The sequence below is a fragment of the Streptomyces sp. WMMC1477 genome (assembly GCF_027460245.1).
GTDB lineage: Bacteria > Actinomycetota > Actinomycetes > Streptomycetales > Streptomycetaceae > Streptomyces.
On the sequence record NZ_JAPZBD010000003.1, the window covers coordinates 3,282,216 to 3,304,333 of the forward strand.

General features: G+C 68.1%; 30 protein-coding genes. All 30 read left to right on the forward strand.

Features of this window, described 5'->3' with window-relative positions; all coding sequences use genetic code 11:
* Positions 1-65 precede the first annotated feature (65 nt).
* The gene (locus O7609_RS15055; RefSeq protein ID WP_269743707.1) at positions 66-3,842 is read left to right on the forward strand and encodes an RHS repeat-associated core domain-containing protein; all 3,777 of its coding nucleotides are present in this window, start codon (positions 66-68) and stop codon (positions 3,840-3,842) included.
* Positions 3,823-4,422 carry an SMI1/KNR4 family protein gene (locus tag O7609_RS15060; protein ID WP_269736442.1) on the forward strand — a complete coding sequence of 200 codons (600 nt, stop codon included), beginning with the start codon at positions 3,823-3,825 and terminating at the stop codon, positions 4,420-4,422. Before O7609_RS15055 ends, O7609_RS15060 begins: the two co-directional genes overlap by 20 nt.
* A gap of 191 nt (positions 4,423-4,613) precedes the next feature.
* A complete protein-coding gene (locus tag O7609_RS15065) occupies positions 4,614-5,963 on the forward strand; it encodes an AAA family ATPase (RefSeq protein ID WP_269743708.1) in 1,350 nt (449 codons plus the stop codon).
* A 23-nt stretch (positions 5,964-5,986) separates the two neighbouring features.
* Complete coding sequence (locus O7609_RS15070; RefSeq protein WP_269743709.1) at positions 5,987-6,469, forward strand: hypothetical protein; 483 nt, start codon at positions 5,987-5,989, stop codon at positions 6,467-6,469.
* Between the two features lie 91 nt (positions 6,470-6,560).
* Positions 6,561-6,959 carry a hypothetical protein gene (locus O7609_RS15075; protein WP_269736439.1) on the forward strand — a complete coding sequence of 133 codons (399 nt, stop codon included), beginning with the start codon at positions 6,561-6,563 and terminating at the stop codon, positions 6,957-6,959.
* Positions 6,956-8,299 (forward strand): hypothetical protein, encoded by a 1,344-nt coding sequence (locus tag O7609_RS15080; RefSeq protein ID WP_269743710.1) that lies wholly within the window; start codon positions 6,956-6,958, stop codon positions 8,297-8,299. Before O7609_RS15075 ends, O7609_RS15080 begins: the two co-directional genes overlap by 4 nt.
* A 152-nt stretch (positions 8,300-8,451) precedes the next feature.
* The gene (locus O7609_RS15085) at positions 8,452-9,648 is read left to right on the forward strand and encodes a hypothetical protein (RefSeq protein WP_269743711.1); all 1,197 of its coding nucleotides are present in this window, start codon (positions 8,452-8,454) and stop codon (positions 9,646-9,648) included.
* Between the two features lie 494 nt (positions 9,649-10,142).
* Entirely contained in the window at positions 10,143-10,451 is a 309-nt protein-coding gene (gene rpsJ, locus O7609_RS15090; RefSeq protein WP_016473429.1) for a 30S ribosomal protein S10, read from the forward strand.
* A 13-nt stretch (positions 10,452-10,464) separates the two neighbouring features.
* Positions 10,465-11,109 carry a 50S ribosomal protein L3 gene (rplC, locus tag O7609_RS15095; RefSeq protein ID WP_219091090.1) on the forward strand — a complete coding sequence of 215 codons (645 nt, stop codon included), beginning with the start codon at positions 10,465-10,467 and terminating at the stop codon, positions 11,107-11,109.
* A 5-nt stretch (positions 11,110-11,114) separates the two neighbouring features.
* The gene (gene rplD, locus O7609_RS15100) at positions 11,115-11,789 is read left to right on the forward strand and encodes a 50S ribosomal protein L4 (protein WP_219091091.1); all 675 of its coding nucleotides are present in this window, start codon (positions 11,115-11,117) and stop codon (positions 11,787-11,789) included.
* Positions 11,789-12,130, forward strand: a complete 342-nt coding sequence (gene rplW, locus O7609_RS15105; protein WP_269736435.1) for a 50S ribosomal protein L23 — start codon at positions 11,789-11,791, stop codon at positions 12,128-12,130. The genes rplD and rplW overlap by 1 nt, the downstream gene beginning before the upstream one ends.
* A 40-nt stretch (positions 12,131-12,170) precedes the next feature.
* Positions 12,171-13,007 (forward strand): 50S ribosomal protein L2, encoded by an 837-nt coding sequence (rplB, locus tag O7609_RS15110; protein WP_219091093.1) that lies wholly within the window; start codon positions 12,171-12,173, stop codon positions 13,005-13,007.
* A 12-nt stretch (positions 13,008-13,019) separates the two neighbouring features.
* Positions 13,020-13,301 (forward strand): 30S ribosomal protein S19, encoded by a 282-nt coding sequence (gene rpsS / locus O7609_RS15115; protein WP_143616895.1) that lies wholly within the window; start codon positions 13,020-13,022, stop codon positions 13,299-13,301.
* Between the two features lie 43 nt (positions 13,302-13,344).
* A complete protein-coding gene (gene rplV, locus O7609_RS15120) occupies positions 13,345-13,692 on the forward strand; it encodes a 50S ribosomal protein L22 (RefSeq protein WP_219091126.1) in 348 nt (115 codons plus the stop codon).
* Positions 13,692-14,510: a 30S ribosomal protein S3 gene (gene rpsC, locus O7609_RS15125; RefSeq protein ID WP_219091094.1), complete on the forward strand. Its 819-nt coding sequence runs from the start codon at positions 13,692-13,694 to the stop codon at positions 14,508-14,510. The genes rplV and rpsC overlap by 1 nt, the downstream gene beginning before the upstream one ends.
* A 5-nt stretch (positions 14,511-14,515) precedes the next feature.
* On the forward strand, positions 14,516-14,935 hold the full coding sequence (gene rplP / locus O7609_RS15130; protein ID WP_219091095.1) for a 50S ribosomal protein L16: 420 nt from the start codon (positions 14,516-14,518) through the stop codon (positions 14,933-14,935).
* Positions 14,935-15,159, forward strand: a complete 225-nt coding sequence (rpmC, locus tag O7609_RS15135; protein WP_219091096.1) for a 50S ribosomal protein L29 — start codon at positions 14,935-14,937, stop codon at positions 15,157-15,159. The genes rplP and rpmC overlap by 1 nt, the downstream gene beginning before the upstream one ends.
* Complete coding sequence (gene rpsQ / locus O7609_RS15140) at positions 15,159-15,443, forward strand: 30S ribosomal protein S17 (RefSeq protein ID WP_191209737.1); 285 nt, start codon at positions 15,159-15,161, stop codon at positions 15,441-15,443. Before rpmC ends, rpsQ begins: the two co-directional genes overlap by 1 nt.
* 153 nt (positions 15,444-15,596) lie before the next feature.
* Positions 15,597-15,965 carry a 50S ribosomal protein L14 gene (gene rplN / locus O7609_RS15145; protein ID WP_219091097.1) on the forward strand — a complete coding sequence of 123 codons (369 nt, stop codon included), beginning with the start codon at positions 15,597-15,599 and terminating at the stop codon, positions 15,963-15,965.
* A 2-nt stretch (positions 15,966-15,967) separates the two neighbouring features.
* Positions 15,968-16,291, forward strand: a complete 324-nt coding sequence (rplX, locus tag O7609_RS15150; RefSeq protein WP_269736434.1) for a 50S ribosomal protein L24 — start codon at positions 15,968-15,970, stop codon at positions 16,289-16,291.
* On the forward strand, positions 16,291-16,851 hold the full coding sequence (rplE, locus tag O7609_RS15155) for a 50S ribosomal protein L5 (protein ID WP_219091099.1): 561 nt from the start codon (positions 16,291-16,293) through the stop codon (positions 16,849-16,851). The genes rplX and rplE overlap by 1 nt, the downstream gene beginning before the upstream one ends.
* A gap of 1 nt (position 16,852) precedes the next feature.
* Positions 16,853-17,038, forward strand: coding sequence for a type Z 30S ribosomal protein S14 (locus O7609_RS15160; RefSeq protein WP_003948630.1), 186 nt, complete (start codon positions 16,853-16,855; stop codon positions 17,036-17,038).
* 235 nt (positions 17,039-17,273) lie between these two features.
* Positions 17,274-17,672 (forward strand): 30S ribosomal protein S8, encoded by a 399-nt coding sequence (gene rpsH / locus O7609_RS15165; RefSeq protein ID WP_219091100.1) that lies wholly within the window; start codon positions 17,274-17,276, stop codon positions 17,670-17,672.
* A 23-nt stretch (positions 17,673-17,695) separates the two neighbouring features.
* A complete protein-coding gene (gene rplF, locus O7609_RS15170; protein ID WP_269743712.1) occupies positions 17,696-18,235 on the forward strand; it encodes a 50S ribosomal protein L6 in 540 nt (179 codons plus the stop codon).
* Positions 18,236-18,238: 3 nt separating this feature from the next.
* Positions 18,239-18,622 carry a 50S ribosomal protein L18 gene (gene rplR, locus O7609_RS15175; RefSeq protein WP_269736432.1) on the forward strand — a complete coding sequence of 128 codons (384 nt, stop codon included), beginning with the start codon at positions 18,239-18,241 and terminating at the stop codon, positions 18,620-18,622.
* Positions 18,623-18,665: 43 nt separating this feature from the next.
* Complete coding sequence (gene rpsE / locus O7609_RS15180) at positions 18,666-19,271, forward strand: 30S ribosomal protein S5 (RefSeq protein WP_191209731.1); 606 nt, start codon at positions 18,666-18,668, stop codon at positions 19,269-19,271.
* Positions 19,271-19,453, forward strand: a complete 183-nt coding sequence (rpmD, locus tag O7609_RS15185) for a 50S ribosomal protein L30 (protein WP_219091103.1) — start codon at positions 19,271-19,273, stop codon at positions 19,451-19,453. The genes rpsE and rpmD overlap by 1 nt, the downstream gene beginning before the upstream one ends.
* 1 nt (position 19,454) lies before the next feature.
* Positions 19,455-19,910, forward strand: coding sequence for a 50S ribosomal protein L15 (gene rplO, locus O7609_RS15190; RefSeq protein WP_269736431.1), 456 nt, complete (start codon positions 19,455-19,457; stop codon positions 19,908-19,910).
* Positions 19,911-20,128: 218 nt separating this feature from the next.
* Positions 20,129-21,445 (forward strand): preprotein translocase subunit SecY, encoded by a 1,317-nt coding sequence (gene secY / locus O7609_RS15195; protein ID WP_269736430.1) that lies wholly within the window; start codon positions 20,129-20,131, stop codon positions 21,443-21,445.
* Complete coding sequence (locus tag O7609_RS15200; RefSeq protein WP_269736429.1) at positions 21,445-22,098, forward strand: adenylate kinase; 654 nt, start codon at positions 21,445-21,447, stop codon at positions 22,096-22,098. The genes secY and O7609_RS15200 overlap by 1 nt, the downstream gene beginning before the upstream one ends.
* Positions 22,099-22,118: the final 20 nt, after the last annotated feature.

Consider the following 22,118-nt stretch of genomic DNA (forward strand, 5'->3'; position numbering starts at 1 on the left):
GCGGTACGCGCACCGAGCGCGTCACCTTCGAGCGCAACATCGCGGGCGACCTCGTCCGCCAGACCGTGGAGAACGGCACGGAGGACCTCGTCACCACCTACCAGGTGGACGACCGGGGTCTGGTCACGGCCGAGACCTCACCCCTCGGCAACGCGACCGGAGGCGACCCGGCCGCTCACACCACCGACTTCGCCTACGACGTGCTCGGCCGCCTCACCGAGTCGGCCGCGCCTCCCGTGACCGTCGAGGAGTACGGAACCCAGACCGCCGTCGCCCGGCCCACCGCCTCCACCGGGTACAACACCTTCGGCGAGGTCACGGACGCGCGGGACGCGAACGGCGAGGTCACGCACACGTCCTACGACGCGGCGGGCAGGCCGGTGAGCACCACCCTGCCCTCCTACACCCCGCCCGGCACGACCACCCCGCAGACGGCGACGCTGCGGAGCACGTACGACGCCGCCGGCCGGCCGGTCACCGAGACGGAACCGCTCGGCAACGTCACCTCCTACACCTATGACCAGCTTGGCCGGCTCACGGCCGTCACCGAGCCCGCCCCCACCGAGGGAGCCGAGCAGCCGGTCACCCGGTACACCTACGACCTGCTGGGCGAACGCCTGTCCACCACGGACCCGACGGGTGCCCGTACCGAGGCCACGTACGACGAGCTGGGCCGCCAGATCACGTCCACGGTTATCGAGCGTCAGCCCTCGGCGGGCGTCTACACGACCCATCTGACCTACGACGACGCCGGGAACCTGACCTCAACCACGAGCCCCACCGGCATCGTCACCACCACCGACCACAACGCGGCAGGCCAGCCGACCTCCTCCACGGACGCGGCAGGGAAGACGACGACGTACGACTACGGCCCGACCGGCCTGCCCGTCGCCGTCACCGACCCCCTCGGCCGCACGGTGCGCAGCACCCACGACCTCGCGGGCCGCGTCACGGCGGTGACCGACCTGGCGCCCGACGGAACCGAACTGCGCACCCGTAGCTCCGCCTACGACGCCGTCAGCAACCCGGTCGCCGTGACCAACCCGCTGGGCCATACCGTCCAGCAGACGTTCGACGCCCACGGACGGCTCACGGAGCTGGTGGAGCCGGTGGACGCCGAAACGTCCCTCACCACCACCTTCGGCTACGACGCGGCGGGCAACCGCACCCGGCTCACCGACGGGCGCGGCAACGTCACCTGGTACACGTTCACCAGCCGCGGCCTGCCCGAGTCCGTCATCGAACCGGCCACCGCCGCCCACCCCGACGCCGCCGACCGCACGTTCACCACGGTGTACGACGCGGCCGGGCAACCGGTGCGCGAACTGCAGCCCGGCGGCGTCGAGCAGACCCGCACCTTCGACGCCCTCGGCCGCGTCGTCTCCCTCACCGGAACCGGTGCAGAAGCCGCCACGGGCACCGACACCTTCGACTACGACCTGGCCGGACGCGTCACCTCCGTGAGCGCGCCCGGCGGCACGAACGCCTACACCTACGACGACCGCGGCAACCTGCTCAGCTCGTCCGGGCCCTCCGGCACCGCCACCTTCACCTACGACGCGGAAGGACGCCTCGCCGGACGCACCGACGCCGCGGGCGCCGCGACCTTCGGCTACGACAACGCGGGCCGCCTCGCCTCGGCCGCCGACCCCCTGACAGGAGCCACCCAGAGCTACACCTACGACGCCCTCTCCCGACCGTCCGCCATCAGCTACGGCAGCCCCTCGGCGACCCGATCCTTCGGCTACGACGCTCTGGGCCGCCTGGCCTCCGACACGCTCAAAGCCCCGGACAGCACGACGACGGCCGAAGTCACCTACACCTTCGACGAGGCCGACCAGCTCACCGGCAAGACGACCACCGGCACGGCGGGCGCCGGACAGCACACCTACGCCTACGACCAGGCCGGCCGCCTGACCAACTGGACGGCACCCGACGCCACCGATACGTCCTACACCTGGGACGCCTCCGGCAACCGCGTCACGGCCGGCGCGAAGACGGCGACCTACGACGAGCGCAACCGCCTCCTCACCGCCGACGGCGTCACCTACAGCTGGTCGGCCCGAGGCACCCTGCTCGGGACGACCGGCGGCCCGGACGGCGACACCACCGCGGCCTACGACGCCCTGGGCCGCCTGCTCACCGACGGCACGACGACCTACGCCTACGACGGCCTGGGCCGCCTGGTGAAGCGCGGCGAGACAACCCTCGCCTACGCCGACCACTCCAACAACGCGGTCTCCACGGCAGGCGAGCTGGTCTTCCGCGACCCGGCGGGCAACCCCCTGTCCACCGCGGCGCCGGACGGCTCGGGTGCCCAGGCCGTACTGGCCGACGCCCACGGCGACGTCACCGGCACCTTCGCCCCCTCCACGGGCACCCTGGCCGGCTCCTCCGCCTACTCCCCGTTCGGCAACGTCACCGACCAGGCCGGAGCCCGCGGGTCCCTCGGCTATCAGGGCGAGTACACCGACTCGGACACCGGCAAGGTCAACATGCACGCCCGCTGGTACGACCCCAGCACCGGCGCCTTCGCCTCCCGCGACTCCTGGACCCTCAACCCCACCCCTTCAATCCAGGCCAACCGCTACACCTACGGCAACGGCTCCCCGCTGATCCACACGGACCCCTCCGGCCACCGTGCCGTCCCGCCTGGTGGCGCCGGATGGGGGTCGCTGAACCCCTACCGTGCACCGAGCGGCGGCGGCCGTGGCAGCGGACCGAGGAGCGGCGGCGGCAGTGCACCTCGGGGCGGGACACGACCCCCGGGCAAGGTCAAGGATCGCCGAAACCACCCGCGTAGCAGGGGCCTCAACTCCACGCGTCGTACCAGTCATCGCGGCCAGGCGAACCGCCTGCAGCGTGAGTTCCGCCGGATGGACCAGGCACGCACCAACGGCCGGGGCTCAAGGCCCAGCACCACCCCGACGTACAGGTGCACATACAACTGCGGCGGTGGAAACAGCCCAGTCGGCGGGCGCGTGGCTCCGTCCACGCGCGCACTCTCCACCGGTCCCCGTGCCTCCGCACCGCCGCCTCCGCCCATGTGGTCGATTATCCTTCCGAAGATCATCGCCAAGGCGCATCCGCGCCCGCCTTCCGTGGCAGTCGTGGACTTCGACTTGGAACGCCGCGTCGAGGACTCCTTCACCCAGGCCGCTAAAGATCTGGAACTTACAGACGCAGAACTGCGCGGATTCTTCAAAGTATTTCCGATTCTCGAGAGTGATGAAGATTTCCGTGAAGAATTCGAGAGCTTCTTGATTAGCGGTAGGGGCAACCAAGGACGTTGCCATGAGGGGAGTGGGACTTCCTGGGTCCACTATATGCCGCGGGACAGCGCCAATGGGGGCCGCGCAACCGGTGTAATTGCCTGCTTGCGGGATGAAGGAATTGACTACAAGGGGCGAGGGAAGAGGCTTGACCCCGACAAGGAAACGGAAATTGTGGGAAGCGACACAATCCGCAGTTCTCGCGTGCTGCCGTCCGATCCGGCTGGTTGGCAAGACAACGACTCTCGAAGAGGTTTTCAGCGAGGCCACCTCCTGGCTCGATCACTTGGTGGTAGCGGCACAGAGCCACGCAACCTGGTCAAGTTGTACAAGAAGGCCAATAGTCCGGTAATGCGAGACTTCGAGGGGGCGGTGAGAGATCGAGTGAGTGCGGGCGAGGCGATTTTCTACACCGCTATACCGTCATACAGTGGGCGCCAGGTGATCCCCGATAGGGTGGAGTTGTTCGCCTTCGGCAGCAACGGCTATGTAGGACGGTGTACGGTCCATAATACGCCGACTGCCTTGTCGGTGGTCGATGGAAGGCTTGATGCGAGGTGCAGTGAATAGTATTCAAGAATTGGCTCGCAATCTCGGACTTGTTGAGCCGCGTCGATATATTGTTGACTGGGATCGCGCAGAGAGAGATGTTGGTGTGCGTTTTCCTTCGGATTACAAGGAGTACGTCTATTGGTTCGGCCCTGGCGGATTTGAGGATAGCTTCTTTGTGAGCATTCCAGGAGTTGAGAACTCCAATGTTGAGCTCCTCAGTAATTTTCGCGACGAAGTCGAAGATCTGCGGAGTTGGAATTCCGGTGACCGGGGGCCGGCGATTATTAAGCTCTTCCCTGAGTCTGGGGGTTGGCTGCCCTTTGCGGTCAGTGTCGAGGGGTGTGGAATATTCTGGATTACGGAAGGGGGTGATCCAAATTGTTGGCCGGTCGCAGCTCGCACGAGATTTTGGGAGCCGGAGTATTTCCGCGGTGGTTTTGCGGAGTTCCTGTGTGCCGCTGTGTACGGGGCCGTCGAGTTTGAGGCCCTACCTGAACTAGAGCATGATCCTCCGCTGGAGTTCTGGCCAGATGATGGTTCCTGGCTGGGCGGCGCTGGAACTCGTCTAGATGGGTACGGCTTTTTTGAGGTGACTTGATCCTTCTCGTCGCCGGATGGCGGGTTCAGATCGCGGTGCTCTCGACCAGAGGTGTGAGGACCACGACCGCATGGCGCCGTTGGCGGTGGAGCTTCTCCTGACGCCGAGTGGGCCGTTGGACCGGGGTCGGGGGTGCTGGTTAGCTGGGCTCACACGGAGTGAGCGGCGTCCAGGCTGAGAAGGGAAGTGAGGTGCCGGTGGAGGCTTCGCGGCTGGAAGAGGTGCGCCTGACCTCCTTCAAGAGCTTCACCGGCCAGTGCTTGCCGCTCCAGGACCTGACGGTCCTGATCGGCCGCAACGGCAGCGGCAAGTCCAACGCGCTCGACGCACTGCTGGTGCTGTCCCGGCTTGCGCTGGGCGAGCCGGTGAGGGACGCATTGGACGGGCCCCGAGCCGCCGAGGAGCCGATCCGTGGCGGGGCCGCCGGGTGCGCACCCCTCGGTGCGGACGAGTTCACCGTCGGGTGCCGGGTCCGCTCGCCGCTGGGCGTCTTCGATCTCGATGTGAGGCTCGCGGTCTTCCCCGAGGTGCGGGTGCTGCGGGAGACGCTGACCGCTGTGGAGGGTGTGCGGTACGCCGGGCGGCGGCTCGGTCAGGAGCGTGTCCTGCTCGCGAGTGACCCGCCCGACAAGCGGCGCGGCGACCTGAACGTGCGGTACTTCAATGGCCGCCGAGGTGTGGACCCGGCTGTCCCGTTCCTCTCCGACCGGCTCCTGACCAGCCAGGCTCCCGTGCGGGTCCCGGCGACCAGTGAGGCCACCCGGCTCGTCCACATGGCTGCCCGCGAGGTGCTCGGCGTGCTGCGGGAGGTCTTCCTCCTCGACCCGGTGCCGCATCTCATGCGGCAGTACGTCAACCGTCAGGACTCCGAGCTACGCCGCAACGCCGACAACCTCAGCGCCTCGGTGGCCGCGCTCGAGGCCGACGACCCCGGTGCCTTCGCCCGGCTGACCGAGCTGATCGGCGGTATGCCGGAGTACCCCGTCCGGGCGATCAGCAGTGTGGGAACGCCTCTGGGTGACGTGCAGGTGGTCCTCCGCGAAGCCGGATTCCACGGCAGCGAGCACGATGTCCCCGCCCGGCTGGTCAGTGACGGCATGCTTCGCTTTCTGGCCTTCGGCACCGCACTGCTGAGCGCGCCCACGATGGCTGACGGGGATGGCGGGGACATCGCCGCGGTTCAGCGGCACCTGGTGATCGAGGAGGTCGAGAACGGCCTCTACCCCACACAGGCGGCGCGGGTGCTGCGCCTGATGAAGGAGGAGTCGCGCCGCCGTCGTATCGACGTCCTGTTCACCACGCACAGCCCCGCCCTGCTCAACTCGTTGGAGGCGGCCGACCACTCGGGGGTCGTCGTCTGCACCCGGGATGGAGAGTCGGGGGAGAGCCGTCTGACGCCGCTGCCCGAACTTCCCGGCTATGTGGAGCTCATGGCGGCGGGTGATCTGGGGGACGCCGTCACCAAGGGGCGGTTGGCCGACGCGACCGAGCCGCGTACCGGTGAGACGGTCAGCATCGAGGACTTCCTGGGGAGCCTGTGACCCAACGACGCTTACGGACACCCATGGCGCGGCAGGTCGTCGACTTCCTCGACACCTCGGTCTTCGTGGAGATCCTCGACGTTCCGTTCATGAACGACCATCGCGCGGAGATCGTGGCGGAGATGCAGGACCGACTGAGTCAGGGAGTTCGCTTCGTCCTTCCGACGGCGACGATCGTCGAGACCGGCAACCACGTCTTCCAGGTCAAGGCCGGAACCGCGCGGGGCAGGTGCGCTCAGATCTTCCAGAGGATGCTGGAGAAGACCGCGAGCGGGGAAGCTCCGTGGGTGCTGCATGAACGGCAGTGGAGCGGTGAATTCCTAGCCGCCCTGAGCGCGGGCGGTCGCACGGGCATGAGCCTGGCCGAGCACGCCGTCCGACAGCAGCTCGGTACGGGGGATCTCAGCATTGTGGCTGAGCGTGACCTCTACGCCTCCCGTACGCAGGCGACGGTACGGATCTGGACCCGGGAGGCCACGATGGACACCTGGGCCACGCTCGGCTGAGCGGGCGGCCCGGCGGGGTGCGGGTGCTTGGGCGGGGTAGGGAGGGGGTAGGGGGCTGGCGGGTGGTCGTCCGAGGTGGGGGGTCGGTGCGGTGGAGCAGGACAAGGTGTACGTGGGTTTCCCGGGGGCGAGCGCGGCCGAGGCCAACGGGCTGGCGGCGGAGCTGGTGGAGTTCCTGCATGCGCAGGTGCCGCAGGTGACGGCGGTTCAGGAGCGGGAGGACCCGAGGCGGCAGGACGCGGGCATAGTCGTGGCGCTGGTCGGGATGCTGTCGCTCGGGGTTGCGCCGGCTCTGGCGCGAGGGGTCGCCACGTGGATGGCCAAACGGAGCCTTGCGGAGCTGCACCTCTCCCGGCGTCGCAAGGATTCCGGAGAGGTCGTCACCGAGCTGAAGCTGGAGGGTCGCCCCTCGGCTCGGACGATGCGGGTCATCGAGGGCTTCTTCGAGGAGACCCGGGACACCGACGGCACGGGGGACGTCCAGGGGTGACGCTTGACCCGCGTCGCACGCTGGCGATCGTGTGTGGGGCCGACTCCTGGCCGAAGTTGCGGGAGTTCGAGGACGCGGAGGCGTTTCGTACGACGGCGACGGCGTTTCGCGATTACCTGACGGAGGAGGGGCTTGGGCTTCCGGAGGGGCATGTGCTGTGGCTGTTCGGCGAGTCGGACGTCCAGCGGCATCTGGATCGGATCGCTGGCTTCCTGCGGGCGGCATTTGGGGAGGGGTCTCCGCGGGGCGGTGGCTGGACGGTGTTGTTCTTCTACACGGGGCACGGTTTCTTTCCGTCGTCTCCGACCGAGTACTGCTTGGCGTTGCATGACACTCGGCCGCCGTTGAGGGAGGAGACGAGTCTGCGGGCGAATTCGCTGGGGCGGTTGTTGCGGGCGGTGGCTCCGGACAGTGACCGTGTGCTGGTGGTGGACGCGTGCTTCGCGGCGGCTGCGGTGCGTTATATGCAGGCGTCGTTGGACGACGTCGTGGAGCGTCGGGTGCGGACGGTGCTGGATGAGGAGCCGGTGGCCGGGCCGGGGAGTGTGGCGGTGTTGTGTGCCTCGGACCAGAACACCTGGGCGGAGCTCGACGGTTCGTTGAGGTGGACGACATTCGGGCGCAGCCTGCTCGACGTTCTCACCGGGGGTCGGCGCGGTGGTCCGGCGGCACTGTCGCTGCGCGAAGTGTGCGAGGGCGTGAGCGGGCTGCAACGGAGCAAGGCGGCGCCCGCGCCCGAGCTGCACGTGCCGGTACAGGCGGCGGGCGATCTTTCCAAGGTGCCGCTGTTCCCGAACCCCGCGTGGGACGGGATCACGCCTGGTCCTGCCCCGGAGCCGGTGCCCCGCTCACCACTGCCGGTGCCCGATGGCCCCGTGATGTCCGTGGACTCCGTGCGGCGGAGTGTGCTGGACGTCCTGGCCACGCAGCCGGACAGCCTCGTGCGCAGCGGGACGCGGATCTCGCCGCGGCTCATGGCGACCGTGCGGAAGCGGTGCGGGCTGGCCGAGGGGGACGAGGTGCACGCGGTCCTGAAGCCCCGGGTGGCGGTGCGGGGCGGTTCCTGGGCGCACGTGATCGCGTTCACGGACTCGGGGATGCATGCCACCACCGGGGATCCCGCGCAGTTCCGCTGTGGCTACGACGCTTTGCACGAACTGGGGCTTGAGATGCGCGTTTCATGGTTCTACCCCGGGCCCGGACACAGTCGGTCGGACTACTACCTGGAGCTGAGCGCCGCCGGCGCGAGCATCTCGTACGGCCCCTGGAGCGGCGGCTGCGCGAAGAAGCTCCGGGCGGTGCTCGGTGCCGTCCGGGCGGCGGCGGGCCGGACGGGCTGACGGGGCCCGGCCATCGGCGCTTCGTGCCCCGCCGCACGGTCGGCGGTGCCGGAGTGACGGGACCGTCATGTTGCCGATCTTGGACGGTGACTTGGCGTTGCTAGCGTCGCCGCTCGTTTGATCAGCACAACCAAGTGAAGAGGCGTTGGGACGTGGCGGAGGAGCCGGGGCGCGACTCGGGGAAGTCGGATGAGGAGTGGACGGCCTTCCTGCGGGACTCCGCGAGCGGGCAGGGGAGCGAGGCCGCGCCGAAGGAGCCGTCGGCGCGGGCGCGGATGGTCGCCGGGCGGCTGCGGGAGATGGACGAGGCGGCTGAGCGGCAGCAGCCGAAGCGGCGGTGGTGGGGCGGGAAGCGGGAGCCGGAGCCCTGGCAGCCGGAGGGGTGGCGGACCGGTTCCGCCTGGCGGGAGATGCAGGGCGGTCGGCGTGGCGGCCGGTCGGTGCGTTGGGTCGCGGGGTTCGTGGCGTTGTGCGCGGTGTGCTGGGGAGCCGTCCACTACCTCGACGACGCCAGGGTCGGCCTCGACACCGTCCTGTCCGGCGGCCCGAAGGAACCGCTGCCCGCGGAGACGGGCGCCCCGAGCGCGGCCCCGGAGCACGAGCTGCTGAGTGACCTGCCCACACTGGCGGAGCCGTTCACGGGGTCGCCCGCCGAGCGCTGGGCGGGCGGGGCGGAAGCGATCGTGCTGCCGGAGGCCCGGGCGGTCGGAGGCGTGTCGGCGGAGCGCGTGTCGGCCAAGCTGGTCACCCTCAAGAAGTTCCTCGTCGCGGCCAACCTCGACCCCGCCGTCGTGAACGGTGGGAGCCCCGAGGGCGCCATCGCGCTGATCGACCCGGACCAGGAGGAGATGGTCGACCGCATCGAGGCGGCGTTCGAGGACCCGAGCCGGGAGAACGACCCGACGGACTGGTTCTCGCGCTTCGACCCGGGCGAGGCCCGGCTGATCGGCGACACCGTGAAGGTGCGGGGCCGGATGGAGTTCTCCGAGACGGGCGAGGGCAGGGCCGCGATCCGGGCCGACTACACCTTCGTCTATCCGGTGGAGAGCGTGAAGCGGCCGGGGGAGGTGACGCGTACCGTGGTGCGCCGCGTGCTGGAGGTCGAGGTGCTCGACCCGCGGCGCTGGGCGGCGTCGCCGGACAGGCTCTGGGTGACCGAGTACATACGGGACGTGGGGAACACGGCGTGCGGCGTCCACGACGGTCTGCTGCATCCGGAGTTCCTGTCCGAGCTGATGGACAACCCGCAGCCCACGGGCCCGACCACCGACCCGTACGACCGCAGCAAGTCCCTGGACGAGCTGCGGCGCGTCCAGGGCGGTGAGTGCGGAGCGGTCAGCCGCGTCTGACGAGCCCCGGGGATCTCCCCGTGTCCCTCGTGCGGCCCGTGGGGGACGTCACCGCACCGGCCGGGGGTGCGTCCCCGCGTCGGCGTGGTATGGGTCCGGTGTGACGGGTTCCGACGACGGCCCGGAGCCGCTTCGGGAGGCCGTCAAGGGTGGCCCGGGGCCGATTGGCGGGGGCTCTGTCCTGTATGGCACACTGTTCCGGTTGCTCGGTTGAGTGCCGATGCTGTGCGCCTCCCGCCGGGAGGACCGGAAGCGAGTCCCAGGTATTCGTCGCCCCTCGTCAGGGGCGGAAGTACGGGAATCTTCCGGGAAGCGCAGGAGGGGCTTTTAACCAGGCGCCCGGTGGGTTTCTTCCCCCGGTTCCCCCCTTCGAGGGCTTTCTCCCTGTGGAGAAGTACGAGGAGGGGTGCGACACGCCCGACCGCGTGGGTCGGGGGTGAGGGCGGAGCCACCGGGACCAGAGCGTTTACGAGAGACAGGACTACGAAGTAGCCATGGCGGGACAGAAGATCCGCATCCGGCTCAAGGCCTACGACCACGAGGTCATCGACAACTCGGCGAAGAAGATCGTCGAGACGGTGACCCGCACTGGTGCGTCGGTCGCGGGCCCGGTGCCGCTGCCCACTGAGAAGAACGTGTACTGCGTCATCAAGTCGCCGCACAAGTACAAGGACTCGCGCGAGCACTTCGAGATGCGCACCCACAAGCGTCTGATCGACATCCTCGACCCGACGCCCAAGACCGTTGACTCGCTGATGCGCCTGGACCTCCCGGCCGGCGTTGACATCGAGATCAAGCTCTGAGGGGTGCGGGAAGATGGCTAAGCAGATCAAGGGCCTCCTGGGCGAGAAGCTCGGCATGACCCAGGTCTGGGACGAGAACAACCGTGTCGTCCCGGTGACCGTGGTGAAGGCCGGCCCCTGTGTCGTGACCCAGGTGCGTTCCGATGACCGTGACGGCTACGGAGCCGTCCAGATCGCCTTCGGCGAGATCGACCCGCGCAAGGTGAACAAGCCCCTCAAGGGCCACTTCGCCAAGGCCGACGTGACGCCCCGGCGCCACCTCGTCGAGCTGCGCACCGAGGACGCTTCCGAGTACACCCTGGGCCAGGAGATCACCGCCGAGGTGTTCGAGTCCGGCGTCAAGGTGGACGTGACCGGTAAGTCCAAGGGCAAGGGCACCGCCGGTGTCATGAAGCGCCACGGCTTCCACGGCGGCAAGGCCTCGCACGGTGCGCACCGCGTGCACCGCAAGCCGGGCTCCATCGGTGGCTGCGCCACGCCGGGCCGCGTCTTCAAGGGAATGAAGATGGCGGGCCGCGCGGGCAACGAGCGGGTCACCACCCAGAACCTGACCGTCCACGCCGTTGACGCGGAGAAGGGACTGCTGCTCATCAAGGGCGCCGTCCCCGGTCCGAACGGCGGCCTCGTCCTGGTCCGTACCGCGGCCAAGGGGGCCTGAGGTAGATGAGCACCATTGACATCCTTTCGCCGGCTGGCGACAAGGCCGGGTCCGTCGAGCTCCCCGCGGAGATCTTCGACGCGAAGGTCAGCGTTCCGCTGATCCACCAGGTCGTCGTCGCCCAGCTCGCGGCGGCCCGCCAGGGCACGCACAAGACGAAGACCCGCGGCGAGGTCCGCGGTGGCGGCAAGAAGCCGTACCGCCAGAAGGGCACCGGCCGGGCGCGTCAGGGCTCGACCCGCGCCCCGCAGTTCGCGGGCGGTGGCGTCGTGCACGGTCCCGTGCCGCGTGACTACTCGCAGCGGACCCCCAAGAAGATGAAGGCCGCCGCCCTGCGTGGCGCCCTCTCCGACCGGGCCCGCCACAACCGCGTCCACGTCGTCACCGGCGTGGTCGAGGGCGAGGTGTCCACCAAGGCCGCCAAGACCCTGTTCGGCAAGATCAGCGAGCGCAAGAACGTGCTCCTGGTCGTCGACCGGGCCGACGAGGCCGCGTGGCTGTCCGCCCGCAACCTGCCCCAGGTCCACATCCTGGAGCCGGGCCAGCTGAACACGTACGACGTGCTCGTCTCCGACGACGTGGTCTTCACCAAGGCCGCCTACGACGCCTTCGTCGCCGGGCCCGCCAAGGCCGCCAAGGCCGTCGCCTCCGAGGCTGAGCTCGAAGGGAGCGAAGCCTGATGAGCGAGGCAACCGCCACCGCGGCCACCGCGGTCACCAGCTCCACGTACACGGACCCCCGTGACGTGCTGCTGAAGCCCGTGGTCTCGGAGAAGAGCTACGCGCTGCTGGACGAGAACAAGTACACGTTCATCGTCGACCCGCGCGCCAACAAGACCCAGATCAAGCAGGCCGTCGAGGCGGTCTTCTCGGTCAAGGTCACCGGGGTCAACACGATCAACCGGCAGGGCAAGCGCAAGCGCACCCGCACCGGTTACGGCAAGCGCGCGAACACCAAGCGCGCCATCGTGACCCTCGCCGAGGGCGACCGTATCGACATCTTCGGCGGCCCGGTCTCCTAACGGAGACAGGAGCCGTCCGATATCGGACGAGGACTGAGAAATGGGTATCCGCAAGTACAAGCCGACGACTCCTGGCCGTCGTGGCGCCAGCGTCGCCGACTTCGTCGAGGTCACGCGGTCCACGCCGGAGAAGTCGCTGGTCCGCCCGCTGCACAGCAAGGGCGGCCGTAACAACGCCGGTCGTGTGACCGTCCGCCACCAGGGCGGTGGCCACAAGCGCGCCTACCGCGTGATCGACTTCCGTCGTCACGACAAGGACGGCGTGCCGGCCAAGGTCGCGCACATCGAGTACGACCCCAACCGCACGGCGCGTATCGCGCTCCTGCACTACGCCGACGGCGAGAAGCGTTACATCCTCGCGCCGCGCGGCATCCAGCAGGGCGACCGGGTCGAGAACGGCCCCGGGGCCGACATCAAGCCGGGCAACAACCTGCCGCTGCGCAACATCCCGGTCGGTACGACCATCCACGCCATCGAGCTGCGGCCGGGCGGCGGTGCGAAGTTCGCCCGCTCCGCCGGTGCCGCTGTACAGCTCCTCGCGCGTGAGGGCTCCATGGCCCACCTGCGCATGCCGTCCGGTGAGATCCGCCTGGTCGACGTCCGCTGCCGCGCCACCGTCGGCGAGGTCGGCAACGCCGAGCAGTCGAACATCAACTGGGGCAAGGCGGGCCGCAAGCGCTGGCTGGGCGTTCGCCCGACCGTCCGCGGCGTCGTGATGAACCCGATCGACCACCCGCACGGTGGTGGTGAGGGCCGGACCTCCGGTGGTCGGCACCCGGTGTCGCCCTGGGGTCAGAAGGAAGGACGTACTCGCTCGCCGAAGAAGGCCAGCAACAAGTACATCGTCCGCCGCCGCAAGACGAACAAGAAGCGCTAGGAGCGGGTTTAGATGCCGCGCAGTCTCAAGAAGGGGCCCTTCGTCGACGACCACCTGAGCAAGAAGGTGGACGCACAGAACGAAGCCGGCACCAAGAACGTCATCAAGACCTGGTCCCGCCGCTCCATGATCGTCCCGGCCATGCTCGGCCACACGATCGCGGTGCACGACGGCCGCAAGCACGTCCCGGTGTTCGTCACCGAGTCGATGGTCGGCCACAAGCTCGGCGAGTTCGCGCCGACCCGCACCTTCCGCGGCCACGTGAAGGACGACCGCAAGTCGCGTCGTCGCTGATCGGCTGGGTGCATCGACTATGACTGACACCGAAGGGACAACCATGGAAGCCAGGGCCCAGGCGCGCTACGTGCGTGTCACGCCCATGAAGGCCCGCCGGGTGGTGGACCTTGTCCGTGGCATGGATGCCACGGAGGCTCAGGCGGTCCTGCGTTTCACCCCGCAGGCCGCGAGCGTGCCGGTGGGCAAGGTGCTGGACAGCGCCATCGCCAACGCCGCGCACAACTACGACCACACCGACGTGACCACCTTGTTCGTCAAGGAGGCCTACGTCGACGAGGGCCCGACCCTGAAGCGTTTCCGTCCGCGCGCCCAGGGCCGCGCCTACCGGATTCGCAAGCGGACCAGCCACATCACGGTGGTCGTCGGCACCAAGGAAGGAACCCGGTAATGGGCCAGAAGGTTAACCCGCACGGGTTCCGGCTCGGCATCACCACCGACTTCAAGTCCCGGTGGTACGCCGACAAGCTGTACAAGGACTACATCAAGGAAGACGTCGAGATCCGCCGCCTGCTCACGCAGGGCATGGAGCGGGCCGGCATCTCCAAGGTGGAGATCGAGCGCACCCGCGACCGCGTCCGGGTCGACGTCCACACCGCTCGTCCGGGCATCGTCATCGGCCGCCGCGGCGCCGAGGCGGAGCGCATCCGCGGCCGGCTCGAGAAGCTGACCGGCAAGCAGATCCAGTTCAACATCCTTGAGGTGAAGAACCCGGAGCTGGACGCGCAGCTCGTCGCGCAGGCCGTGGCCGAGCAGCTGTCCTCCCGCGTCTCCTTCCGTCGCGCCATGCGCAAGAGCATGCAGTCGACGATGAAGGCCGGCGCCAAGGGCATCAAGATCCAGTGCGGTGGCCGTCTCGGCGGTGCCGAGATGTCCCGCTCGGAGTTCTACCGCGAGGGCCGCGTGCCCCTGCACACGCTCCGCGCGAATGTCGACTACGGCTTCTTCGAGGCCAAGACCACCTTCGGCCGCATCGGCGTCAAGGTGTGGATCTACAAGGGCGACGTGAAGAACATCGCCGAGGTCCGCGCCGAGAACGCCGCCGCGCGCGCCGGCAACCGTCCCTCCCGCGGCGGCAGCGACCGTCCGCGCCGGGGCGGCGGCGAGCGCCGTGGCCGCAAGCCGCAGCAGCAGCAGGCTCCCGCCGAGGCCCCCAAGGCCGAGGCCGCTGCCGCCGCTCCGGCTGAGAGCACCGGACAGGAGGCCTGACCGCCATGCTGATCCCCCGTAGGGTCAAGCACCGCAAGCAGCACCACCCGAAGCGGAACGGTATGGCCAAGGGCGGTACCGAGGTCGCGTTCGGCGAGTACGGCATCCAGGCCGTCACCCCCGCGTATGTGACGAACCGGCAGATCGAGGCAGCTCGTATCGCCATGACCCGTCACATCAAGCGTGGCGGCAAGGTCTGGATCAACATCTACCCGGACCGCCCGCTCACCAAGAAGCCGGCCGAGACCCGCATGGGTTCCGGTAAGGGTTCGCCGGAGTGGTGGGTCGCGAACGTCAAGCCCGGCCGGGTGATGTTCGAGCTGTCCTACCCGAACGAGAAGATTGCTCGTGAGGCGCTCCTCCGCGCTGCTCACAAGCTTCCGATGAAGTGCCGGATCGTGCGGCGCGAGGCAGGTGAGGCGTGATGTCGGCCGGTACCAAGGCCAGCGAGCTGCGTGAGCTGAACAACGAGGAACTCGTTGCGAAGCTGCGCGAGGCCAAGGAGGAGCTTTTCAACCTCCGTTTCCAGGCGGCGACCGGTCAGCTGGAGAACAACAGCCGACTGAAGGTCATCCGCAAGGACATCGCCCGGATCTACACCCTGATGCGGGAGCGCGAGCTCGGCATCGAGACGGTGGAGAGCGCCTGATGAGCGAGACGAATGTGACTGAGAAGAACGAGCAGCGCGGCTTCCGCAAGACCCGTGAGGGTCTGGTCGTCAGCGACAAGATGGACAAGACCGTCGTCGTCGCCGTCGAGGACCGCGTCAAGCACGCGCTGTACGGCAAGGTCATCCGCCGTACCAACAAGCTCAAGGCGCACGACGAGCAGAACGCCGCGGGTGTCGGCGACCGCGTCCTCCTCATGGAGACCCGGCCGCTGTCCGCGACGAAGCGCTGGCGCGTCGTCGAGATCCTCGAGAAGGCCAAGTAACCGGCGGGGGCCCGGCCCCCGTCACGCCCCCGCTGGGGGCTCCGCCCCCGGGCCGCACGGTCCGGGCGGCGGGCGCCCGGCATCAGTTCCGCCAGGCTCGGTGGGCCGCCCGAGGGCGCCCACCGGGAACCGGCAGACGATCAGGAGATAGACGTGATCCAGCAGGAGTCGCGACTGCGTGTCGCCGACAACACGGGTGCGAAGGAGATTCTTTGCATCCGTGTGCTCGGCGGCTCGGGTCGCCGCTACGCGGGTATCGGCGACGTCGTCGTCGCCACCGTCAAGGACGCGATCCCCGGTGGCAACGTGAAGAAGGGTGACGTCGTCAAGGCCGTCATCGTGCGCACCGTCAAGGAGCGCCGGCGTCCCGACGGCTCGTACATCCGCTTCGACGAGAACGCCGCCGTCATCCTCAAGGGTGACGGCGACCCCCGCGGCACCCGAATCTTCGGTCCGGTGGGCCGTGAACTGCGCGAGAAGAAGTTCATGAAGATCATCTCGCTCGCGCCGGAGGTGCTGTGAGCATGAAGATCAAGAAGGGCGACCTGGTCCAGGTCATCACCGGTAAGGACAAGGGCAAGCAGGGCAAGGTCATTCAGGCCTACCCCCGCGAGGACCGCGTCCTGGTCGAGGGTGTCAACCGGGTCAAGAAGCACACCAAGGCCGGCCAGACCGCTCGCGGTTCGAAGACCGGCGGCATCGTGACGACCGAGGCCCCCATCCACGTGAGCAACGTGTCGCTCGTGGTGGAGAAGGACGGCAACAAGGTCGTGACGCGCGTCGGATACCGCTTCGACGAGGACGGCAACAAGATCCGCGTTGCCAAGCGGACCGGTGAGGACATCTGATGACGACCACCACCAACGCCCCGCGCCTCAAGCAGCGCTACCGCGAGGAGATCCAGGGCAAGCTGCGTGAGGAGTTCTCCTACGAGAACGTCATGCAGATCCCGGGTCTCACCAAGATCGTGGTCAACATGGGTGTGGGCGACGCAGCCCGCGACTCCAAGCTGATCGAGGGCGCCATCCGCGACCTCGCCACGATCACCGGCCAGAAGCCGGCCGTGACGAAGGCCCGCAAGTCCATCGCCCAGTTCAAGCTGCGCGAAGGCCAGCCGATCGGTGCGCACTCGACGCTGCGCGGCGACCGGATGTGGGAGTTCCTCGACCGCCTGCTGTCGCTCGCGCTGCCGCGCATCCGCGACTTCCGCGGTCTGTCCCCGAAGCAGTTCGACGGGCGCGGGAACTACACCTTCGGTCTGACCGAGCAGGTCATGTTCCACGAGATCGATCAGGACAAGATCGACCGGGTCCGGGGCATGGACATCACCGTGGTCACCACGGCGACCAACGACGAAGAGGGCCGCGCCCTGCTGCGTCACCTCGGCTTCCCGTTCAAGGAGAACTGACATGGCGAAGAAGGCTCTGATCGCCAAGGCCGCCCGCAAGCCGAAGTTCGGTGTGCGCGGTTACACCCGCTGCCAGCGCTGCGGCCGTCCGCACTCCGTCTACCGCAAGTTCGGCCTGTGCCGTGTGTGCCTTCGCGAGATGGCGCACCGCGGCGAACTGCCGGGCGTGACCAAGAGCTCCTGGTAATCCCGCACCCGCGGGCTGACCAGGACTCTCGGTAAGCATCCTGGACGGCGGGTGCCCGGCCCCCATGGCTTAGGCTGGTGGGGTTGGGCGTCCGCCGCCCACGACCGTCCGCGGGTCCAGCCCGCGATAGACGCTTACTACGCCGTAGGTCCCCGCGCCACACCTGCCCCGCCACGCGTGGGGAGAAGGACGGCGCAGACAGGAAACCCCGGCGAGAGAGGCCGAAGGCCATCACATGACCATGACCGATCCGATCGCAGACATGCTGACACGTCTGCGGAACGCGAACTCGGCGTACCACGACACCGTCGAGATGCCGCACAGCAAGATCAAGTCGCACATCGCGGAGATCCTCCAGCAGGAGGGCTACATCACCGGCTGGAAGGTCGAGGAGGCCCCCGTGGGCAAGAACCTCGTCCTGGAGCTGAAGTTCGGCCCGAACCGCGAGCGCTCGATCGCCGGCATCAAGCGGATCTCGAAGCCGGGTCTTCGGGTCTACGCAAAGTCCACCAACCTGCCGAAGGTGCTCGGCGGCCTGGGCGTGGCGATCATCTCCACGTCGCACGGGCTCCTCACCGACAAGCAGGCCGGCAAGAAGGGTGTGGGCGGGGAAGTCCTCGCCTACGTCTGGTAACGGAAGGGAACGGAGGAAAAGCCATGTCGCGAATCGGCAAGCTCCCCATCACGGTTCCCGCCGGTGTGGACGTCACCATCGATGGCCGGACGGTCAACGTGAAGGGCTCCAAGGGCGCCCTCTCGCACACCGTCGCCGCGCCCATCGAGGTCGCCAAGGGCGAGGACGGCGCCATCGTCGTGACCCGCCCGAACGACGAGAGCCGGAACAAGGCCCTGCACGGCCTGTCCCGCACGCTGGTGGCGAACATGATCACTGGCGTGACCGAGGGCTACGTCAAGAAGCTCGAGATCAGCGGTGTCGGTTACCGCGTCCAGGCGAAGGGCTCCAACCTGGAGTTCTCGCTCGGGTTCAGCCACCCCGTGCTGGTCGAGGCCCCCGACGGCATCACCTTCAAGGTCGAGGCCCCGACCCGCTTCTCGGTCGAGGGCATCGACAAGCAGAAGGTGGGCGAGGTCGCGGCCAACATCCGCAAGCTGCGCAAGCCCGACCCGTACAAGGCCAAGGGCGTCAAGTACGAAGGCGAAGTCATCCGCCGCAAGGTCGGAAAGGCTGGTAAGTAAGCCATGGCATTCGGCGTGAAGATCGCCAAGGGCGACGCCTACAAGCGCGCCGCCATCAAGCGGCGTCACATCCGCGTCCGGAAGAAGGTCTCCGGCACCGCCGAGCGTCCGCGTCTGGTCGTGACGCGTTCCAACCGGCACATGGTGGCGCAGGTCATCGACGACATCCAGGGCCACACGGTGGCCTCGGCCTCGTCCATGGACAGCTCCATCCGCGGCGTCGAGGGCGACAAGAGCGCCCAGGCGAAGCAGGTTGGCGCCCTCGTGGCCGAGCGGGCCAAGGCCGCCGGTGTCGAGGCCGTCGTCTTCGACCGCGGTGGCAACAAGTACGCCGGGCGCATCGCCGCCCTGGCCGACGCCGCCCGCGAGGCCGGGCTCAGGTTCTGAGCCGGTCCCCACGCACAGCGGATCAACGAGAGAGGTAATTCCAATGGCTGGACCCCAGCGCCGCGGTGGCGGCGCCGGTGGCGGCGAGCGGCGGGACCGTAAGGACCGGCGGGACGGTGGCGCTGCCGCCGACAAGACCGCGTACGTCGAGCGCGTCGTCGCGATCAACCGCGTCGCCAAGGTTGTGAAGGGTGGTCGTCGCTTCAGCTTCACCGCGCTGGTCGTGGTGGGCGACGGTGACGGCACCGTGGGTGTCGGATACGGCAAGGCCAAGGAGGTGCCGGCCGCCATCGCCAAGGGCGTTGAGGAGGCCAAGAAGCACTTCTTCAAGGTCCCCCGCATCCAGGGCACCATCCCGCACCCGATCCAGGGTGAGGAGGCGGCGGGTGTCGTGCTGCTCAAGCCGGCTTCGCCCGGTACCGGTGTGATCGCCGGTGGCCCGGTGCGTGCCGTGCTGGAGTGCGCGGGCATCCACGACGTGCTGAGCAAGTCGCTCGGATCGTCGAACCCGATCAACATCGTGCACGCCACGGTGGCAGCTCTGCGGGGCCTCCAGCGCCCCGAGGAGATCGCCGCCCGCCGTGGCCTGCCGCTCGAGGACGTCGCGCCCGCCGCCCTGCTGCGGGCCCGTGCCGGGGTGAGCGCGTGATGGCTCAGCTCAAGATCACCCAGACCCGTTCCGTGATCGGCACGAAGCAGAACCACCGTGACACGCTGCGGACCCTCGGTCTCAAGCGCGTCAACGACGTGGTCGTCAAGGCGGACCGCCCCGAGGTGCGCGGCATGGTGCACACCGTGCGTCACCTCGTGACGGTTGAGGAGGTCGACTGAGATGGCGGAAGAGAAGCCGCTGAAGGTCCACAACCTCCGTCCGGCCCCGGGCGCCAAGACCACCAAGACCCGCGTCGGTCGTGGTGAGGCGTCGAAGGGTAAGACGGCTGGTCGTGGTACCAAGGGCACGAAGGCCCGTTACCAGGTTCCCGAGCGCTTCGAGGGTGGGCAGATGCCGCTGCACATGCGGCTGCCCAAGCTCAAGGGCTTCAAGAACCCGTTCCGCACCGAGTACCAGGTCGTCAACCTGGACAGGCTCGCCGCCCTCTACCCCGAGGGTGGCGAGGTCACCGTGGCCGACCTGGTCGCCAAGGGTGCCGTGCGCAAGAACAGCCTCGTCAAGGTGCTCGGCACCGGCGAGATCTCCGTCGCGCTGACGGTGACCGTGGACAAGGTCTCCGGCTCCGCCAAGGAGAAGATCACCGCCGCCGGCGGCACCGTCACCGAGCTCGTCTGAGCATGATGACGTAACACCAACCGGGGATGCCCAGCAACGGGCATCCCCGGTTGGTCGTTCGGTCGTTCCGTGGGCGGGCTTCTCGCCGGTAAGGTGAGCGGCACTGCCCGCTGGACGCAGCCACCCGTTGCAACCGGGCGCAGTAACACCGTCGTATCTGTCAATACCCAGACCGTCACCTCTCGCGCAGGACAGCGCGGGAGCCCGCAGGAGGTACCGTGCTCAGCGCGTTCACCCGGGCTTTCAAGACGCCCGACCTGCGCAAGAAGCTGCTGTTCACGCTGGGCATCGTGGTGCTCTACCGGCTGGGGGCACAGATCCCCGTCCCCGGGATCAGCTATCAGAACGTCCAGATCTGTCTGGACAACCGGGAGAACGGCGACGCCGGTCTGCTCGGCCTGGTGAACATGTTCAGCGGTGGCGCACTGTTGCAGGTGACCATCTTCGCCCTCGGGATCATGCCCTACATCACGGCGAGCATCATCCTGCAGTTGCTCGTCGTCGTGATCCCGCGCCTGGAGGCCCTGAAGAAGGAAGGCCAGGCCGGGCAGGCGAAGATCACCCAGTACACCCGCTATCTGACTGTCGCGCTGGCGGTGCTGCAGGCCACCGGTCTGGTGGCGACGGCGCGCAGCGGCACCCTCTTCCAGGGCTGCCCCGTGGGCGACCAGATCGTCCCGGACGACTCGGTGTTCGTGACCGTCACCATGGTCGTCACCATGACGGCCGGTACCGCCCTCATCATGTGGCTCGGCGAGCTCGTCACCGACCGCGGCATCGGCAACGGCATGTCGATCCTCATGTTCGTCTCCATCGCGGCCGGCTTCCCCGGCGCGCTGTGGGCCATCAAGACCCAGGGCGAGCTGGCCGACGGCTGGATCGAGTTCGGTGCCGTGGTGATCTGCGGCCTGGCGATGGTCGCGCTCGTCGTCTTCGTCGAGCAGGCGCAGCGCCGCATCCCGGTGCAGTACGCGAAGCGGATGATCGGCCGCCGTTCGTACGGTGGAACGTCCACTTACATCCCTTTGAAGGTGAACCAGGCGGGTGTGATTCCCGTCATCTTCGCCTCGTCGCTGCTCTACATTCCCGCCTTGATCGTTCAGTTCAGCGGGTCCACTGCGGGCTGGGCAGACTGGATTTCGAAGAATTTCCAGAGCCAGGATGCCCCGATTTACGTCCTTACGTACTTTGTGCTCATCGTCTTCTTCGCCTTCTTCTACGTCGCCATCTCCTTCAACCCCGAAGAAGTTGCAGACAACATGAAGAAGTATGGTGGCTTCATCCCGGGTATCCGGGCCGGTCGCCCCACGGCGGAGTATCTGAGCTACGTGCTGAACCGCATCACGTGGCCCGGGTCGATCTACCTCGGTTTGATCGCCCTGGTGCCCACGATCGCGCTGATCGCCTTCAATGCGCAGGCGAACTTCCCGTTCGGCGGAACCAGCATCCTCATCATCGTGGGTGTCGGCCTGGAGACCGTGAAGCAGATCGAGAGCCAGCTCCAGCAGCGCAACTACGAAGGGTTCCTCCGCTAATGCGTATCGTCCTCGTCGGGCCGCCTGGTGCGGGCAAGGGCACGCAGGCCGCGTTGCTCGCCAAGAATCTCGGCATCCCCCACATCTCCACCGGCGACCTGTTCCGCGCCAACATCAGCCAGGGCACGGAACTGGGCCGCCGCGCGCAGGAGTACATGCGTGCGGGTGAGCTGGTGCCGGACGAGGTCACCGTGAACATGGCCAAGGACCGGATGGAGCAGGAAGACGCCGTCGGCGGCTTCCTCCTCGACGGTTTCCCGCGCAACCTCGCGCAGGCCGAGGCGCTGGACGGCATCCTGCGGGACGCCGAGCTGGCCCTGGACGCGGTGCTGGACCTCGAGGTCCCCGAGGACGAGGTCGTCCGGCGCATCGCCGGTCGTCGCATGTGCCGCAACGACAGCAGCCACATCTTCCACGTCGACTACACGCCCCCGAAGGAGGCGGGTGTGTGCGACGCGTGCGGTGGCGAGCTGTACCAGCGCGACGACGACCGCGAGGACACCGTGCGCAAGCGGCTGGAGGTCTACCACACCGAGACCGAGCCGATCATCGACTACTACAAGGCGCAGGGGCTCGTGACCACGCTCTCCGCGCTGGGCGCCGTCGCCGACGTCACGCAGCGTGCGATGTCGGCGCTGCCGGCGAAGGCGTAACCACCGCGTCGTCTTCAGCG

Bases quoted from the DNA above. Each gene is read 5' to 3' on its own strand.
- rplC (WP_219091090.1), top strand. From the start codon at position 10,465: ATGGCTAAGCAGATCAAGGGCCTCCTGGGCGAGAAGCTCGGCATGACC.
- O7609_RS15060 (WP_269736442.1), top strand. From the start codon at position 3,823: ATGCGAGGTGCAGTGAATAGTATTCAAGAATTGGCTCGCAATCTCGGA.
- rplE (WP_219091099.1), top strand. From the start codon at position 16,291: ATGACGACCACCACCAACGCCCCGCGCCTCAAGCAGCGCTACCGCGAG.
- rplW (WP_269736435.1), top strand. From the start codon at position 11,789: ATGAGCGAGGCAACCGCCACCGCGGCCACCGCGGTCACCAGCTCCACG.
- rplB (WP_219091093.1), top strand. From the start codon at position 12,171: ATGGGTATCCGCAAGTACAAGCCGACGACTCCTGGCCGTCGTGGCGCC.
- rpsE (WP_191209731.1), top strand. From the start codon at position 18,666: ATGGCTGGACCCCAGCGCCGCGGTGGCGGCGCCGGTGGCGGCGAGCGG.
- rpsJ (WP_016473429.1), top strand. From the start codon at position 10,143: ATGGCGGGACAGAAGATCCGCATCCGGCTCAAGGCCTACGACCACGAG.
- rpsH (WP_219091100.1), top strand. From the start codon at position 17,274: ATGACCATGACCGATCCGATCGCAGACATGCTGACACGTCTGCGGAAC.
- rplP (WP_219091095.1), top strand. From the start codon at position 14,516: ATGCTGATCCCCCGTAGGGTCAAGCACCGCAAGCAGCACCACCCGAAG.
- rplD (WP_219091091.1), top strand. From the start codon at position 11,115: ATGAGCACCATTGACATCCTTTCGCCGGCTGGCGACAAGGCCGGGTCC.
- rpmD (WP_219091103.1), top strand. From the start codon at position 19,271: ATGGCTCAGCTCAAGATCACCCAGACCCGTTCCGTGATCGGCACGAAG.
- O7609_RS15200 (WP_269736429.1), top strand. From the start codon at position 21,445: ATGCGTATCGTCCTCGTCGGGCCGCCTGGTGCGGGCAAGGGCACGCAG.
- O7609_RS15070 (WP_269743709.1), top strand. From the start codon at position 5,987: ATGGCGCGGCAGGTCGTCGACTTCCTCGACACCTCGGTCTTCGTGGAG.
- rplX (WP_269736434.1), top strand. From the start codon at position 15,968: ATGAAGATCAAGAAGGGCGACCTGGTCCAGGTCATCACCGGTAAGGAC.
- rpmC (WP_219091096.1), top strand. From the start codon at position 14,935: ATGTCGGCCGGTACCAAGGCCAGCGAGCTGCGTGAGCTGAACAACGAG.
- rpsC (WP_219091094.1), top strand. From the start codon at position 13,692: ATGGGCCAGAAGGTTAACCCGCACGGGTTCCGGCTCGGCATCACCACC.
- rpsQ (WP_191209737.1), top strand. From the start codon at position 15,159: ATGAGCGAGACGAATGTGACTGAGAAGAACGAGCAGCGCGGCTTCCGC.
- rplF (WP_269743712.1), top strand. From the start codon at position 17,696: ATGTCGCGAATCGGCAAGCTCCCCATCACGGTTCCCGCCGGTGTGGAC.
- O7609_RS15160 (WP_003948630.1), top strand. From the start codon at position 16,853: ATGGCGAAGAAGGCTCTGATCGCCAAGGCCGCCCGCAAGCCGAAGTTC.
- rplO (WP_269736431.1), top strand. From the start codon at position 19,455: ATGGCGGAAGAGAAGCCGCTGAAGGTCCACAACCTCCGTCCGGCCCCG.
- rplR (WP_269736432.1), top strand. From the start codon at position 18,239: ATGGCATTCGGCGTGAAGATCGCCAAGGGCGACGCCTACAAGCGCGCC.
- rpsS (WP_143616895.1), top strand. From the start codon at position 13,020: ATGCCGCGCAGTCTCAAGAAGGGGCCCTTCGTCGACGACCACCTGAGC.
- rplV (WP_219091126.1), top strand. From the start codon at position 13,345: ATGGAAGCCAGGGCCCAGGCGCGCTACGTGCGTGTCACGCCCATGAAG.